This is a genomic window from Amphibacillus sediminis NBRC 103570 (assembly GCF_001552275.1).
Lineage (GTDB): Bacteria > Bacillota > Bacilli > Bacillales > Amphibacillaceae > Amphibacillus_B > Amphibacillus_B sediminis.
Window position 1 is genome coordinate 139,316 of sequence record NZ_BCQW01000003.1, and the last position, 16,448, is coordinate 155,763.

Genomic DNA, 16,448 nt, shown 5'->3' on the forward strand with positions numbered 1-16,448 from the left:
ACAACATTCACTAGAAGTGCTTTAATTAAATTTGCATCCGCATAACTTCGTTGTAGGCATCAATAACTTTACCTTGCACCTCAACGGCCAAGCTCATGGCGAGGGATGATTTTTGTGCGGCAATCATCACATCATGCAAGTCATCTATTTCACCATTGACTAACATTTCAGTTTTATTGTCTGTCTCGACTTGAAGTTGATTTAATTGATTTATAGCGTTTTTTAAGTTTTCTGAAAAACTCGCTTCAGTTTTACTTTCAGCTGCCCTGTTCACTTGAACGGGTGTTGTTGGCTGTACGGCCTGTAAAAAGTGCAAATTTAGACTCATTTAACCCTTCCTCTCTGATCTAAGCATGCTTATTATCTGCCAATTTCTAATGCCTTTAATAACATACCTTTAGTTGCATTCATGGACGTAACATTTGCTTCGTAAGAGCGTGTGGCACTCATCAAATCAACCATCTCTTGTAAAGGATCGACATTTGGCATTTGAACGTAACCATCAGCTCCAGCATCAGGATGATTAGGGTTATAAACCATCATAAATGGTTCATCATCTTCCATAATCGCTGTAACTTTCACGCCGCTTCCAGTTCCTGGTTGCTTATTTCGAACCCGGCTTAATTGGTTAGCAAATGTTTGTCCTTGCTCTTGAAAGCGAACGGTTTTTCTTCGATAAGCTTCAAATTCACCATCTTCATTAATGGTCGCCCTTGTCGTTTCAGCGTTAGCAATGTTCGAAGATATCGTATCCATTCGGAGTCTTTGAGCAGTTAAAGCAGAACCACTTGTATGAATACCATTAAATATACTCATGATTAACGCCCTCCACGTATAACATTTTGCAGGGTATTAAAGTTTCCATTCAGACGATCGACTAGAGCCTGATAGTAGATTTGATTGGTAGCTAGCTCAGTCATTTCTTTATCAATGTCGACATTGTTGCCATTATGATTGTACTGCGTATGACGGTTTGTTGTAACTTTGAAATCTGTCTGTGAGCCACCAAAATCAATATGTCGATAGTCGGTTCGTTTCGCAACGAATTGATTGCTTGTTTCTTGATCTAGTAGGCTACTAAATTGGACATCCTTTGCTTTGTAATTAGCCGTATCCACATTCGCAACATTATTAGAAATGGTTTGGTTCTTTAACGCTGCATAATTTAACCCATGATGGATATTTTCCACTGTTCGTCCAAATATTGACATCATTCTCCCTCCTTAATCAATTATCTGCAAATTTCGTATGTAATCTAATTGTCATTGTATTGTAAAATAAGTCCACTGTCCATGCTCATTACAAAGTTTCTGACTTTAGTTACGAGCAACTTTTTAGAATTGTGATACTATCGGACTAATTCTTTTAAAACAGACGGCTTAGGGCTGTTTTTGTCGTTTTTTATCGAATTATTTAAATTATCACATATTTTTCCCGTAATATAAACAATTCTGACTTCTTTTATCTCTTTTAAACCGATATTGTTATAGCACACAGATAAATCGATAGACATAGTTAAATGCTAGCAACTGGTACTTTTGATGTTTTAATAGGACTTATGCCCCTTTTTTTGTAACATATGCTTATAAATCGCAATATATTGTGGTATTTTTCTCACAGACTATTAAAAAACCACTTCTAAATATCGATTAAAACAGCTTAGTATCTCTTTGTGCATCCAATATAACATTCAATAGCCTATCCGTCTGTACTAGTTAAATAAAGTAGAGGTAAAGTTTTTGTTAAGATGTGAAAAACGCTCCATTTTTTGGACTGATAAAAGGAAATAACTCAACTTTCGTAGTTAAAAAACACATAAGCCAAGTGCTATAATGAAAAGTCTGTATTTAAGTATGGACTGGATTGTTTATACTAGAGCTATGCGTCATGGATATTGGTATTAACACGAGAGTTTGTCACCGCGTTGGGAAGTGTGGACACTTCTCTTTTTGCAAGCAAGGCTTCAGCTCGCACTATTCCTGCTAGAGCGCTAGCCAGTCATTTTTCTTATTGCGATGGCTAACAAAAACCACTTTAACTGAAACCCATTTGCCTCGACAGTTTGGATACCAAAGCATGAGGTGTTTTTCTTTTGTAATGATTGCTTGGCGAGTAACCTAATATGTTGGTTGGCTACTTAAACTGTTTCAGAATTGATCCACATTTTTACTCTGCGAAAGTTGAGATAACAAAAAGAGCCTCAAGAAGGAAACAATCACTTCCTGAGGCTCTTTGCTTATCACTCTTACACTTAACCTTATTCATTTGTTTGTAATTTTTGTAGCTCAACTAAAAACTTATTATTTAACACTTTAATATAGGTACCTTTCATACCTAATGAACGTGACTCTATCACACCCGCACTCTCTAGCTTACGAAGTGCGTTAACAATAACAGATCGTGTAATTCCCACTCTGTCGGCCACCTTACTTGCTACCAATAGCCCTTCTTTGCCATCTAGCTCATTAAAAATATGCTCGATCGCTTCTAGTTCACTATAAGAAAGTGAGCTAATTGCCATTTGTACAACAGCCTTCGAACGGGCCTCTTTTTCAATTTCTTCCGTTTTTTCATGTAATATTTCCATCCCAACAACTGTAGCACCGTACTCTGCCAATAACAAGTCATCTTGGTTAAAGCTTTCGCTTAAGCGACTTAGAATAAGCGTTCCTAATCGCTCTCCACCACCTATGATCGGCACTATGGTAGTCAGTCCATTTTGAAAAAGATCTTTATTTTCAACTGGGAAAGCCGTATAAGGACTATCAATATCAATATTAGCTGTTGTTTCTTTAATATTAAATAAGCTTTCTGTATAAACTTCTGGGAATTGGCGCTCCTCTAGCATTGCTTTCATCCGTGCATTTTCGATTTGCTGATTAATAGAAAAACCAAGTAGACGCCCTTTACGACTTACAACAAAAATGTTAGCTGATATAATTTCTTGTAATGTACTGGCCATTTCACTAAAGTTGACTGACTTGCCGGTTGTTCCTTGTAAAATTGAATTAATTTTTCTAGCACGCTCTAATAATTCCATACTATTCCTCCATTCACATGTTATCCAATCACCATTGCTTATCTACTACAGAATGTATTGACTCAAATCTTTATCCTTAGCGATTGATGCTAGTTTTTCATCAACGTATTGAGGGGTTATGTCAATTGAAGGCATGGTAACTTCTGATGCTTCAAAAGCTAAATCCTCTAATAGCTTCTCTAAAATGGTGTGTAATCTTCTTGCCCCGATGTTATCCGTTTCTTGATTAACATGGTAAGCTATTTCCGCAATACGTGTAATAGCTTCTTCCGTAAAATTCACTTCAAGCTCTTCTGTTCTCAATAGCGCTTGGTATTGTTTAAGTAATGCATTAGAGGGTTCTGTTAGAATACGCTTAAAATCATCTACTGAAAGCTTTTCGAGCTCAACTCTAATAGGAAAACGTCCTTGAAGCTCAGGAATCAAATCTGAAGGCTTAGCCATATGGAAAGCACCTGCTGCAATAAACAAAATATGATCTGTTTTGACAGCTCCATATTTAGTCACAACTGTTGAACCTTCAATTATTGGAAGAATATCACGCTGAACGCCTTCTCTTGATACGTTAGCTTGATTTTCACTTTTACCTGCAACCTTATCAATTTCATCTATAAAAACCATACCGGCTTGCTCTACTTTATTTAACGCTATTTGTGTGACCTCATCCATATCAATTAATTTTTGTGCTTGTTGTTGAACTAATACTTCACGTGCTTCACTAACAGGAAGTTTGCGTTTTTTGATTTTTTTAGGCATAAATTGACCAAAAACATCCTGCATATTTAGCCCCATCTGCTCCATCCCTGAGCCTTGCATCATATCAAACATTGATGTTTGTTGCTCTTCGATTTCAACCGTCACGATCATATCTTCAAGTTCACCCAATGCCAATTTATGAGCAATTTGCTTTCGCTTCGTGAGCGCCTCATCATTGTTTTGCACATCGTCTTCCTCTTGATTGTCATCATTTGCTTGTGGGAAAAACATCTCAAAAGGGTTCTTGATATGATTTTGCTGTTTTTTGGCAACTGGAACAAGCAATTTGACAAGCTCTTCATTGGCTAGTTCTAAAGCTCTATCTTGGACAGCTTCCATCTTCTCTTGACGAACCATCCGTATCGCCATTTCGACTAAATCTCGAATAATAGATTCAACATCACGTCCGACATAACCAACTTCTGTGAATTTCGTTGCTTCTACTTTAATAAAAGGAGCACCGACCAGTTTAGCCAAACGTCTAGCTATTTCAGTCTTTCCTACCCCAGTAGGTCCAATCATCAAAATATTCTTCGGTACAATTTCGTCACGCATTTTTTCCTCTAGCTTCATTCTTCGTATACGATTCCTTAAAGCAATCGCAACAGACTTCTTAGCCTGGCTCTGACCAATAATATACTGATCGAGCTCACCAACAATTTGCTTAGGTGAAAGATCTCCTTTCAAACGGTTCACCTCCCTATCTCCTTTAATCTAATACCTCTAAGACAATTTGGTCATTTGTGTATACACATATCTCGCCAGCAATTTTCAACGCAGCTTCTGCAATATCTGCCGCTGTTTTTTCTTGACTATAGCGTTTTAATGCTCGACCTGCGGCCAATGCATATTGTCCGCCAGACCCAATCGCTAGAATGCCATCATCGGGTTCGATCACTTCACCTGTTCCAGAAACGAGAAGTAATGTTTCCTTATTCATTACAATTAACATGGCTTCTAGCTTTCGTAGCATTTTGTCACTTCGCCATTCCTTGGCTAACTCAACTGATGCACGCCCAAGATTACCGTTGAACGCTTCCAATTTTGCTTCGAATTTTTCAAACAATGTAAAAGCATCTGCCACAGATCCAGCAAAGCCTGCCAATACTTGACCTCTGAATAACTTACGAACCTTACGTGCCTTATGCTTCATAACAACCGCGTTTCCCATCGTTACTTGACCGTCTCCGGACATAGCACATTTCCCATTGTGATGAATGGCAAAGATGGTCGTGGCATGAAATTGTGTCTCCAAATCCTCACCTCATTATTCATTATTCTTTGCTCGTGGATGGCTTTTCATATAAACCTCTTTTAACCGATCTTTAGTCACATGAGTATAGATCTGTGTGGTCGAAAGATGTTCATGCCCTAATAATTCCTGGACAGCACGTAAATCTGCTCCTTCATTTAACATATGGGTAGCAAATGTATGTCTTAAAGCGTGAGGATGGACATGAATCGTTAAAGCAGCATCCTTTACTAATTTATTTAAGATAAAACGAATCCCTCGAGTCGTAATGGGATTCCCCTTCGCATTTAGAAACAACATATTGGAGTCATTTGCATGCTGCTTAACAAGGTGTGCTCTTCCATCATTTATGTATTTTTCTAAGGCAATTGCTGCAAACGAACCAAAAGGTACATAACGTTCTTTTCTTCCTTTCCCAAGAACAAGTACCGTTTGCAGTGAAAAATCAATGGCATCCACAGTTAAACTTTGGCATTCGCTAACTCGAATTCCCGTACCATACATTAGTTCTAACAATGCTTGATTTCGCTGTCCGAGTGGATCATCTAGCTGACTAACTTCAAATAATTGCTTCAGTTCCTCTTGATATAAAAAATGTGGTAATGAACGCTCAACTTTCGGTAGCGAGACAGATAAAAATGGGTTTGTTCCGACTATTCCTTCTCGTTCTAAAAACTTAAAAAAGGTGCGTAAACTTGAAATTTTCCTAGAAACACTTCTTCTGCCAAGCTTTTTCGCATATAAATCTGTCAAAAACAAACGGACTAGCCGATCATCAACATCTGTCAACGATTCTATTTTTTCCTTACTCATAAAAAGAAAAAAAGCTTCAATATCCTGATTGTAATACGTTAAAGTATAAGTTGAGACATTTTTTTCGATTTGTAGGTACATATTAAATTTTTGGTTAGCTAGCTCTAGTGCATTCACTGCTTCACCTCTTTAATGTAGGCGATTAAACCGTATCATATTATGGAAATTAAAGCAACTTATTTACCGAATAATAATAAAGTTCTGAATCCTTTCTAATGATAGCACAATGCTAAGTAAATCTTCAATTAAAGACTAGGCAGTGCGTTACAAGGAAATGCTTTAAATACTGCTATGTGTATGGCTGAGCAACCTGTCAAGCAAATCCTAACCAACGGCAAAGTATAGCGTTTTTCCACGATAAAGTCAACCACACATTAGTAACTTTTTCTCATTCAATTAGTTTATCGGCTGAGTCATGATATAGTTGATAGTCAACTCATATTTATTGACGTAAGATCATGTACAAATGAACCACTTGAGGCGATAGTAAGAGCAACCATCCTACAATCCGTTGTGAAACTAAGTAGGATTCGAATTATCGTCTATAGCCATAAAAAATGTGCATCAGCTAGATAAGCTCATACACATCGTTTTTTTCGGTAAAATAGATAGATTCTAGTTTTTCCATCCCGTGTTGCATCATATTATAAGTCATCGCTACTTTTTTGAGCAGTACAGGGAAACGAAAACAGAGCACAAAGTGAAAGTTCGTTCAGTAGGGGTTTCGACGGATAGGATGTGCTCAAGCAAACGTTACGACACAACGTCGTGAACTTAGTCAGCTTCCTCTCTCCCCCACTGAACGTGAGTTGAACAATCGGGCCGTTACTGGCTGTTGAATCTCCCACTTAGACATAACGTGTTCCCATATTTCTTGTAGTGGGAGCTTACCGCCAGTAACACTGCGATAAATGGTCCTGATCACTGTTTCTCTAATTCCCTGCTGATCAAAAACGATCAAGAAGTAACGGTTTTTAACTGATCATTTTATTCGATGCTAAACCATCCTTATTGTTGTACTTCTTCCTTGTAATCACAGGATGAACACTGAATTTGCGTACCCTTCTTAGCCTTTTTCTCTACGAGCAAGCTATTACATTTAGGACATGGTCTTGCAATAGGCTTATCCCATGAGAGAAAATCACACTCAGGGTATTGATCACAGCCATAAAATATACGGCGTTTCTTCGACTTACGCTCCACAATTTGTCCTTTTTTACATTTTGGACACGCCACACCAATTTCCTTAAGAATAGGCTTGGTATTACGACAATCTGGAAAATTGGAACATGCCATGAACTTACCATATCGGCCCATCTTATAGACCATTTCATGTCCACAATTCTCACACTTTTCACCGGCCGGTTCATCTTTTATTTCAACTTTCTCCATTTCCTGCTCAGCGATCTCTAAACGTTTTTCAAAGTCGCGATAAAAGTCATCAATAATTTGAACCCAATGTGTTTTTCCTTCTTCGACAGCATCTAAATCTGTCTCCATCTTAGCGGTAAAATCAATGTCAATGATTTCGGGGAAAAATTCTAATACTAATTCAATCACGATTTGGCCAAGCTCTGTTGGGACAAAGCGCTTGTTGTCAAGTGTTACATAGCCCCGCCTTTGAATCGTATCTAGGGTTGGTGCGTACGTTGATGGTCGACCAATCCCCTTTTCCTCCATTGTTTTCACTAATCTTGCTTCTGTATAGCGAGGAGGTGGTTGGGTAAAATGTTGATTAGGCTTTATCGCTTCAGCTTTTACTTTCATACCTTCCTCTAGTTCAGGAAGCAGCTTATCCTCTTCCTTGGCATTATCATCATTTCCTTCAATATATACCTTCATAAATCCTTTAAATTTAATCTTTGATCCAGTCGCTCGAAATTCCACACCATTCTGTATAAGCTGTACAGTCATTGTATCCATGACCGCTGGTGCCATTAAGCTTGCGATAAATCGATCCCAGATCAACTTATATAAACGATATTGATCACGTGATAGGGTACTCTTTAGCGAACTCGGATCACGAAAAGCAGATGTAGGTCTGATCGCCTCGTGTGCATCCTGAGCCTGATCTGAATTTTTATTTTTACGTACACTACCTAAATATTTCTGACCATAGTGCTCTGAAATATATTGCTGTCCTTCTGTTTGAGCTGTTGCTGATAAACGAGTAGAGTCGGTACGCATATAAGTTATTAATCCAGTAATGCCGCCTTCCTTCTTACCTAAATCAATACCCTCATAGAGCTGTTGAGCAACCATCATTGTTTTTCTAGCTCGAAAATTCAGCTTACGAGCAGCCTCTTGCTGTAAGGATGAGGTTGTGAATGGTAAAGCAGGATTTCTCCGTCGCTCCGTCTTTTTCACTTTATTGACGACAAAGGTTTCGTCCGGGATCATTTTCAAAATATTGTCAACCTCTACACGATTAGAGAGCTTAACCTTTTCACCGTTTACTCGGTAAAATGAACCTTGAAACTGATCTGTTTCTTTTAAAAATAAACCGTCAATTGACCAATATTCCTCTGGTTTAAATTGCTCGATTTCCTTTTCACGATCAATGATCATTTTAACTGCAACAGATTGAACCCGACCTGCACTAAGACCTTTTTTTACTTTTTTCCATAATAATGGGCTAATGTTATAACCGACTAATCGATCTAACACGCGTCGTCCTTGCTGGGCATCGACTAAATCCATATTAATACTACGTGGATGCTTGAAGGAATCTTTTATCGCATCTTTTGTTATTTCATTGAAGACGACCCGACAATCTGAATTTTCATCTATATCTAAGCTGTGTGCTAAATGCCATGCAATCGCTTCACCCTCACGATCCGGGTCAGCTGCCAAGTAAACTTTTTTTACTTTTTTAGCTGCTGCTTTTAGATCTTTTAACACAGGTCCCTTACCCCGAATTGTGATATAACGTGGTGAAAAATTATCTTTGACATCTACCCCCATTTGACTTTTAGGTAAATCACGTACATGCCCCATTGAAGCTTTGACTGTATATTTTTTTCCTAAATAACGTTCAATTGTTTTTGCTTTTGCTGGTGATTCTACAATTACAAGATAATCTGCCATTACCTACCCTCCCGAGAGGTTTTCCAATTTTTTATCTCTTAACTAATTAATGAAATAAATCTTCACTATTATTAAATACTTTTTCATCATTTGTCAAATCATTGTTGAAAAAAATCACTTAAACGGTTAATTGTTCATCCTATATTCCTGCAAAGTTCGACACCATTTTGAACGTAAATACTCCCATTCTTCTAAAATATCATAGGTATTTTGAACTAATTTTGCACCATTTTGAATTAATTTATGACAGCCGATTGATTGCGTCTGACTAATTGAACCCGGAACAGAAAAAACTTCTCTTCCTTGTTCTAAGGCTTGATCAGCTGTGATCAATGAGCCACTTTTTTCCTTAGCCTCAACTACGAGTGTGGCGAATGCTAGACCACTAATTAGCCGATTGCGCTCTGGAAATTGATAACGCTCTGGCTTCCGGTCAGGTGGATATTCAGAAATAACTAGCTGATCGATAGTGAGTTGTCGATAGAGTGAAAGATGATCAGGTGGGTAAGGATGCTCTAATCCACCAGCTAATACTGCGATTGTCTGTCCATTATAATAGTGAGCCAATCGATGGGCATAACCATCTATTCCAAGTGCCATGCCACTAACCAAGGTCCACTTACGATCTACTAATGGCTTGAGTAGCTGGTTGATATGACGCTTGGCGGCTGGGGATGGTACACGGGTACCTACAACTGCTAATGAAGGGGACTGATGAATGAGCTCCGCTTTACCTAGCCCATAAAGAACAAGAGGTGGGTCCGGAATTAACCTTAACAAAATAGGGAAATCCTGATCAAAAATCGTCCATATTTTATATGGCTTAATTTTCTTCATAAGTAACTCAAAGTAATACTGATCACGACAATAAGTAAACAGTCGCTTGGCACGCTCGACACTTAAATGATACTCATAGATTATATCATTAATCGTCATGTGATAAATGGAATTTAAGCTCTGATCTGTTTGAAGAAGTTCGTTTAATTTAGAGCGGCTTAAAAGTGAGGAATTTGAAAGGTGAATTAAACGGTTACGAGGATTATCCAAATGCTAACACTTCCAATCTGCTTTTCTCTCCATTTTAAGGGAAAAGATGCCCACTGTCTAGTCGATTAAATACGACTGATGATGATCTGAATAGTTAAAGTTTCATGCAAAATTTATCTGATCCATTTAATTTTTTAGCAAAAAAGGCACGAAACAGTAAACAGTTCCACGCCCATTTATGTTATGACTAGTCTGTAGCAATTTGCTATCTACTCCTCTTAACCCGTTCCCGATCAATATGATCTGCTCAGATAGCTAGTACTAAAGATCATAACGATTTGCCATAGGTTCAGTCAATTGTTCAAAAACTGCTTGACCCTATCAATATGATTAGTTATGACATAAGTTTACATTGACTTAATCAGGAACAACAGACGTCTTTCTCCCCAGAGATATGTATTTAGAATTTCACTTAACTGTTCCTTATCGATTACTTAAGGCTAGGGTTCGTGTTAAATAGCGTTGCATTAAGACTTGAACAGAGGTCAGTATTGGTGGATCATCCATTTTAGGCGGTCTTAATGTTAATTTAATTGGCGAAACTGGATCAAATCCATTAACGATCACAGGTTGGTCAAGCTTTGCTCTTAAGGTCTTTTCTGTTAATAGCATCGCTGTTGAGCCCATCTCCATCGAAATCGATGTCGTTAACAAATAATACCTGCCTGGTTTAACAGAATTAAACAGAAACGGACCTGCCTGATTAAGAATCGTACCATAAAGAGGTAGGCCCTCCGGGATAGGTTTAGCAAATAAACCAACTAAGATCACACCTCTAAAAGATGGTGTTGCCTCAATTGTTCCTTTTACGATCTGATTTGAAGTGAAAGCAGCTATTTTCTGTTGTTGATAGGCGCTTAATTGATGAATTTTCTTAAGGTGATCTTTCGTTACTAAAGCGGTATTGCGAAAAGCAGATGGTGATATTCCAACCTTTTCTGTAAAACGTGTGGTAAAAGTCCCTAAGCTTTGTTGACCAATTTCGAGTCCTATATCTCTTATACTTAAATGGGTGTGAATTAATAACTCCTTTGCTCTTTGAATACGCATTGATGAAAGAAAATAATGAGGTGGCAGACCTATTTTCTGTTTAAAAATACGTGAAAAATGATAAGGACTATAGGATACATGACGCGCTATTTGTTCAAGTGTCAAATCCTCATGTAAATTGTCTTGAATAAATTGAATGGCATGATTTATCTCTGGATACATTTCCATAAGCGAGTATCACTCATTTCCCATTTTTATCTTAGTATAACATAAGTTAGCGTACATTTGTTCGTTTAATAAACTTCTTTGTACTTAAAGTATGTTACTTTAAAAAAACAATATATCTAGCAGCATCCAACTTTTGATCTGCTAGTAATTACTCCTATGGGATTGAGACAAAAATTTAATTCGATATAAGAAAGCCGAACTTAAATAGGATGAGGAGAGATACCGTTTCGACAAAACACGTCGCTTTAGTCACCAGCACAATGGAAACACTTCGTAAAACTCAATGTCTCCCTAAACTCGATAAGGTTCTGGACATAGGATCTAGTTCAGTTAGGCGTTGCCACAGGGGATGCTGATTTAGTCTAACACATCTCGATGTCACCTTCCTTCATAACTAAACTAGATCAATGAATGTTCAACAAGTGGACAGCCTAATTCAATGATTCTTTGTGGTACCGTAGTGATTGTGAATGACTTTGGATTCAGTTTCTCATTGACTTCTTCCCAAAATAATGGTGTAGCAACAGTTGCTTCCACAGTAGCTCTAGTTGAATAAGGCGCTATGATCGTTTTACCGGGTGCATGTTGAATATAGTCAATATATAAGCGGTTTTTTCGATTCTTTTTCAACCTTTCAACAGTAAAATAGTTTGGATATTGATTAATGATAACTTCAGCCACTGTTTTCATGAATGCTCGCGTCTGATCAAAGGTCAATTTATTCTGGTTTAATGGTACATGAACCTGTAAACCGGTCTGACCAGATGTTTTGACATAGGATTTAAATCCCTTATCCTCAACGATATCTTTAATCAGATGAGCAGCCATAACAGCTAAATTAAACTGGGCTAAACTGGGAGGATCTAAATCAAAAACCATTTCGTCTGGATCTTCTGAATCAATGGTATGAAAAGGAACATGAAATTCTAGTGCCCCATGATTGCCAAACCATAATAAACTGGCTAAATTCTGACATAATATTGATTTTGTCTCATCACTATTATCAATCGATGCAATAAAAGATGGCGCATAATCAGGTAAATGTTTTTGATAAAAGGAATCTTCATGAACCCCATCTGGATACCGGATTAGTGTTAAACGCTTATTGATTAGTTTTGGCAGGAGAAATGGAGCTATTTCCCTTAAATAGAGTAAATAATCAAGTTTTGTGATGTTAGGAAAGAGTGTTTTTTCAGGCTTAGTTAATTCAACTTCTTCAGGTAGTTGGGCCAAAGCTTCTTGAACCAGGTTAGTCGTACATTTTTCTGGTTTAAGGTCAAATCTAAATTGTTTAAATACTGCTTCTCTTATTTCATGATCGCGCGCATCAAGGCAGTTGATATCAAGACAAATACTGGGCTTAATTAACCACTGCGAACGATTCTTCTCGCCATTTTTTTGAATAAATTTTATTAATGTCTGTTTTTCTTCTGGTTGAAAACCATGTTTGACTTTGCCCAAATTTATCAAGTGCTCCTCATGATAAACCTGCAGATCAATATAATCATTAGTAGGATTCCAACCGCTAACCACCCCTTGAATGACCCGATAGTTCTTAATTTTATACCAATTTGGTGTGCGTAATCCGTCCGTATAAATGGATTGTTTTTCTTTAGCGATAATCCCCTCACATTGATGAAGAAAAACAAGCTCCTTTAAGTCTTGAACATTATCTTGGTAATGAACGAAATGAAGCTGATTTGCTTGACCATCGAACAAGTCAAATATCCCAGCTAAGCGTTCTTTCCGTTCTATTAACGGAGTTGATTTTAATGAATTCCCCTTTACCATCAATAGATCAAAGCACTTTACTACTGCTGGTCGAGTCATGCTCGCTTCTGCGATTTTCGCTTCAGCTCTTAACCTCCCTCGTTGTTGCATCTTTGAAAAGATTCCTTGGTAGGGGGTCCTTAAAATCACCAGTTCACCATCCAAAAAAAGTGGGAGCTGATCGGCAATTTGGTTATGAACCTGCTGACATGCGGCAATAATTTCTGGAAACTGCTTTGTCAAATCTTTTCCGTTTCGACTTATCAACTTAATTTCTTCTTTTGTCCACTGCAAACCACATCGAAAACCATCATATTTAATTTCATAAATCCACTTATCTCCAACCGGTATATCATCTGTTAAGGTTGGAAGCATTGGTTTCCACATCTAATCACCCTTTCTAGTGTTTTATTTTTGCTAAAAAGCGCATTTTTATTTTGGAGAATGTAAAAGCTATCAAATAAAAGAGGTGAAAAACATGCATACGATGTGGAAGGGAAGTATCAGCTTTGGCTTAGTCAATATCCCCGTTAACCTTCATTCAGCTACTGAGAACAAGGATATTGCTTTACGCAATTTGCATAAAGAATGTCATACCCCCATTAAATATGAAAAGGTCTGTCCAGTCTGTGAAACAGAAATCAGTCAAGACGATATTGTTAAGGGTTATGAATATACGAAGAACAAATTTGTTGTCTTAGATGAGGAAGACCTCAAGTCGATTAAGGATGAAAAAGAGGATAAAACGGTAGAAATTGTTGATTTTATTAAGCTTGAAGAAATCGATCCAATCTATTTTGACAAAAGCTATTATTTATCGCCAAATGATGGAGGAACTAAAGCTTATGCGCTTTTACGAGAAGCATTAAAAGATACAAATAAAATTGGGTTAGCCAAAATCACCATTCGATCAAAAGAGCATTTAGCAGTTGTACGGTTCTATAAAAATACCCTAGTCATGGAAACAATATTTTTCCCAGACGAAGTAAGAGAAGTTAAAGAGGTTCCAAATGTACCCGAGCAAGTGAATATTGAGGCTAAAGAGCTTGACACAGCAAAATTACTGATTGACCAGCTTACGACAGAATTTGAACCGTCTAAGTATCAAGATGATTATCGTACGGCTCTTATGGAGCTAATCGAGCGTAAGAAAAATGGTGAGGAAATCGTGACTGCCAAAGCAACAAGGAAAGAAGATAACGTCACTGATTTAATGGAAGCATTAGAAAAATCATTGAAACAAACGAATAAGAAAAAAACATCAACTACTCGTAAAAAAACGACGAAAAAAAAGACAACAAGCAAGACAGGCTAGCCTAATAATACCGAATATAACTGAATTTTCGCTCAGTTATATTCGGTTCTAGCTTTCCCCTATTCTTTCTTAGCAGATTTCAACTTCAATGTTTAGATAATTTTTCTTTTTGCTGTTGGTCAATGTGATAAATATATGAAAACACCTCGGCAACAGCATGATAGAGTTCATCCGGAATTTGCTCATTTATATTTAGCTCAGAAAGTAATGCAACCAAACTTTTGTCTTCTTGGATCGGAATATCAGCTTTTTTAGCACGTTTTAAAATTTCCTCGGCAATATACCCTTTCCCTTTAGCAGACACAATCGGAGCAGAGGCTTTATCCTTATCATAACGCAGGGCAACTGCCTTTTTGTCTAGATTGGGTTTACTCATATTCTCACATCCCAGCTTTGATAGCCTTTTTTCTGCTCTGATGGCTTATGGGTTGAATTGATATGCTCAACGCGCTCAGGTAGTGGTTTATAATGAACAGAAGACAAGCTGTAGTTTAAAGCAGATAGACTTTCTTTTAACTGTGCTTTATGGTAGAGTAACTCATTTGTTATATCTTTTGTATCATTATAGACGGTTAATTGAATAATCCGATTTTGAATATGCATATCGATCACAGTGGTGCCTAACTGAGCTAAGTCTAGGTAAAAGGCAATCCGACAATAATTAGGATCAATTCGTCCATGCTCATTCTTCCGGCTATAGAATTCAAACTCGACCTCTTTTTTAGTTCCGATTAAACCTGGAATAGCGGCCGATATATACATAAACCGGCCATCATCGTTGATCATTGTCAGTTGTTGGCCTGTTAAGGTATGGAGTACTGCCTCGACCTCACTCTTCTGACTCACTGAATTTGATAGCACTTGTAATAAAAGCTGTTTTAAGGGAGTGGGTTTATCCGAAGCCATTGTTTTATCTTGAGCTAGCTGATATTCATAATCTAGTCCACTATTTAATAAAAAATCTTTAACTTGAATAAGAAACTGATCCTTAACTGGCCATTCAAAATTCTCCATTCCACTTTGATTGAGCTGGTGGAATAAGCTACTTTGTTGATCACGATTGAGTTGAAGGTTGACAAGCTGTCTCAACGGATTGGCAATTTCATTAAAGTGTGCTTCACTTGGTTGATGAACAAATTGTTCAATAGCTAACTGAACATTTGTTGGGCTTTCTGCCAATAGTTGCTGTTTAACCGTTCCATTACTCAGTAAAGCGTGCAGTAGTTCTCTTCCTTGATTAGCTATTTCAGGACGAGAAGAAGAAGCAAGCTCTAAGGCTTTACCAAGTTGATGAATTTGTTCTGGTTCTATCGCTAATTGTTTTTGAAAAAGTAACTTGACAAGCTCCTTTACTTCTTCCCGATTTAAAGGTTCTGTTAATTGTGGAGACTGATTCTGGTCAATTGATCTATCAACACGCTCTAATTCAGTTATTTGGCCTAAATCATCTAATAATTGGGGATGATGAGTAAGCCAGTTCGTGACTTCCTGTCTAATTGATGCTTCATTAGTCATAGGCTTTTGCAAGATGGCCGTCAAAAAATCTAATAATTGCTGCTCCTGATTAGTTAATGTCGTATTCTGTGATAAACTCTGATACAGCTGCTCAAGTTGCCCTTGAAAGGAATCAGTCAAAAGGGCGTGATAAGCTGAGAAAGTCACAGATGTGATTGGAAGTTGCTGTTCGAGCATTTCTAACAGAACGGTTCGAGCATGCTCTCCACTATTTTCTTGTAAAATGTTTAACGCTTGTTGTAAATCCGCTAGTTTAACTGGAAGCTCCTTAGCTAATACCTCTTGTACTAATTGTTGATTTTGCTTAGTTAAGCTTAGGTTAAGCTCCTTTAATAAGAGTGCTACTTGTTCGTCCAACGAGATTTGCTTCATCTGATTGGTTAACACTTTTAATTGTGGCATTTCAGCGATATGATCCACTTCAAATAAGTAAGTATCGCCAACATTTAATGGGATTTCAAGCTTAGCGGTAACGGTATGTTGCCCAATCTGTACAGTAGCAATATTATCTGGGAACAGTTGTGTGACTTTTCCAACCAATACTTGTCCTTGTCTCAATGTTAAATTCTCATGAGTTGGTGGGTGCATCGATGCTGACTGCCGATTTGTAATAGCTGAAAAAAATTCTGCCACTT

Annotated in this window: 14 protein-coding genes; 1 reads left to right on the forward strand and 13 read right to left on the reverse strand. The window is 37.6% G+C overall.

Annotated features, from left to right (window positions below; translation table 11 throughout):
• Nucleotides 1–25 precede the first annotated feature (25 nt).
• The 11 genes from fliE to ligD all read right to left on the reverse strand — a co-directional run bounded on the left by fliE (nt 26) and on the right by ligD (nt 13,370).
• Nucleotides 26–328 carry a flagellar hook-basal body complex protein FliE gene (gene fliE / locus ASE01S_RS03800; protein ID WP_067838605.1) on the reverse strand — a complete coding sequence of 101 codons (303 nt, stop codon included), beginning with the start codon at nt 326–328 and terminating at the stop codon, nt 26–28.
• 32 nt (nt 329–360) lie between these two features.
• Nucleotides 361–816: a flagellar basal body rod protein FlgC gene (gene flgC / locus ASE01S_RS03805; protein WP_067838612.1), complete on the reverse strand. Its 456-nt coding sequence runs from the start codon at nt 814–816 to the stop codon at nt 361–363.
• A gap of 2 nt (nt 817–818) precedes the next feature.
• Nucleotides 819–1,211 (reverse strand): flagellar basal body rod protein FlgB, encoded by a 393-nt coding sequence (flgB, locus tag ASE01S_RS03810; protein WP_067838614.1) that lies wholly within the window; start codon nt 1,209–1,211, stop codon nt 819–821.
• A 1,046-nt stretch (nt 1,212–2,257) separates the two neighbouring features.
• On the reverse strand, nt 2,258–3,040 hold the full coding sequence (gene codY, locus ASE01S_RS03815) for a GTP-sensing pleiotropic transcriptional regulator CodY (protein ID WP_067838617.1): 783 nt from the start codon (nt 3,038–3,040) through the stop codon (nt 2,258–2,260).
• A gap of 45 nt (nt 3,041–3,085) precedes the next feature.
• Nucleotides 3,086–4,483, reverse strand: coding sequence for an ATP-dependent protease ATPase subunit HslU (gene hslU, locus ASE01S_RS03820; RefSeq protein WP_067838620.1), 1,398 nt, complete (start codon nt 4,481–4,483; stop codon nt 3,086–3,088).
• Between the two features lie 22 nt (nt 4,484–4,505).
• A complete protein-coding gene (hslV, locus tag ASE01S_RS03825; RefSeq protein ID WP_067838622.1) occupies nt 4,506–5,051 on the reverse strand; it encodes an ATP-dependent protease subunit HslV in 546 nt (181 codons plus the stop codon).
• Nucleotides 5,052–5,063: 12 nt separating this feature from the next.
• Entirely contained in the window at nt 5,064–5,978 is a 915-nt protein-coding gene (gene xerC, locus ASE01S_RS03830) for a tyrosine recombinase XerC (protein ID WP_373277926.1), read from the reverse strand.
• A gap of 891 nt (nt 5,979–6,869) precedes the next feature.
• On the reverse strand, nt 6,870–8,948 hold the full coding sequence (gene topA / locus ASE01S_RS03835; protein WP_067838626.1) for a type I DNA topoisomerase: 2,079 nt from the start codon (nt 8,946–8,948) through the stop codon (nt 6,870–6,872).
• A gap of 126 nt (nt 8,949–9,074) precedes the next feature.
• The gene (gene dprA / locus ASE01S_RS03840; protein WP_067838629.1) at nt 9,075–9,995 is read right to left on the reverse strand and encodes a DNA-processing protein DprA; all 921 of its coding nucleotides are present in this window, start codon (nt 9,993–9,995) and stop codon (nt 9,075–9,077) included.
• A gap of 423 nt (nt 9,996–10,418) precedes the next feature.
• Nucleotides 10,419–11,213 (reverse strand): AraC family transcriptional regulator, encoded by a 795-nt coding sequence (locus tag ASE01S_RS03845; RefSeq protein ID WP_067838632.1) that lies wholly within the window; start codon nt 11,211–11,213, stop codon nt 10,419–10,421.
• 399 nt (nt 11,214–11,612) lie between these two features.
• On the reverse strand, nt 11,613–13,370 hold the full coding sequence (gene ligD / locus ASE01S_RS03850) for a DNA ligase D (RefSeq protein ID WP_083512008.1): 1,758 nt from the start codon (nt 13,368–13,370) through the stop codon (nt 11,613–11,615).
• Nucleotides 13,371–13,461: 91 nt separating this feature from the next.
• Here ligD and ku point away from each other — a divergent pair, with 91 nt between their 5' ends.
• Nucleotides 13,462–14,298: a non-homologous end joining protein Ku gene (gene ku, locus ASE01S_RS03855; protein WP_067838635.1), complete on the forward strand. Its 837-nt coding sequence runs from the start codon at nt 13,462–13,464 to the stop codon at nt 14,296–14,298.
• 85 nt (nt 14,299–14,383) lie between these two features.
• Here ku and ASE01S_RS03860 read toward each other — a convergent pair whose 3' ends face one another.
• Both ASE01S_RS03860 and ASE01S_RS03865 read right to left on the reverse strand, forming a co-directional pair.
• Complete coding sequence (locus tag ASE01S_RS03860; RefSeq protein WP_067838638.1) at nt 14,384–14,674, reverse strand: EscU/YscU/HrcU family type III secretion system export apparatus switch protein; 291 nt, start codon at nt 14,672–14,674, stop codon at nt 14,384–14,386.
• Nucleotides 14,671–16,446, reverse strand: a complete 1,776-nt coding sequence (locus ASE01S_RS03865) for a TP0910 N-terminal domain-containing protein (protein ID WP_067838641.1) — start codon at nt 16,444–16,446, stop codon at nt 14,671–14,673. Before ASE01S_RS03865 ends, ASE01S_RS03860 begins: the two co-directional genes overlap by 4 nt.
• Between the last annotated feature and the right edge of the window lie 2 nt (nt 16,447–16,448).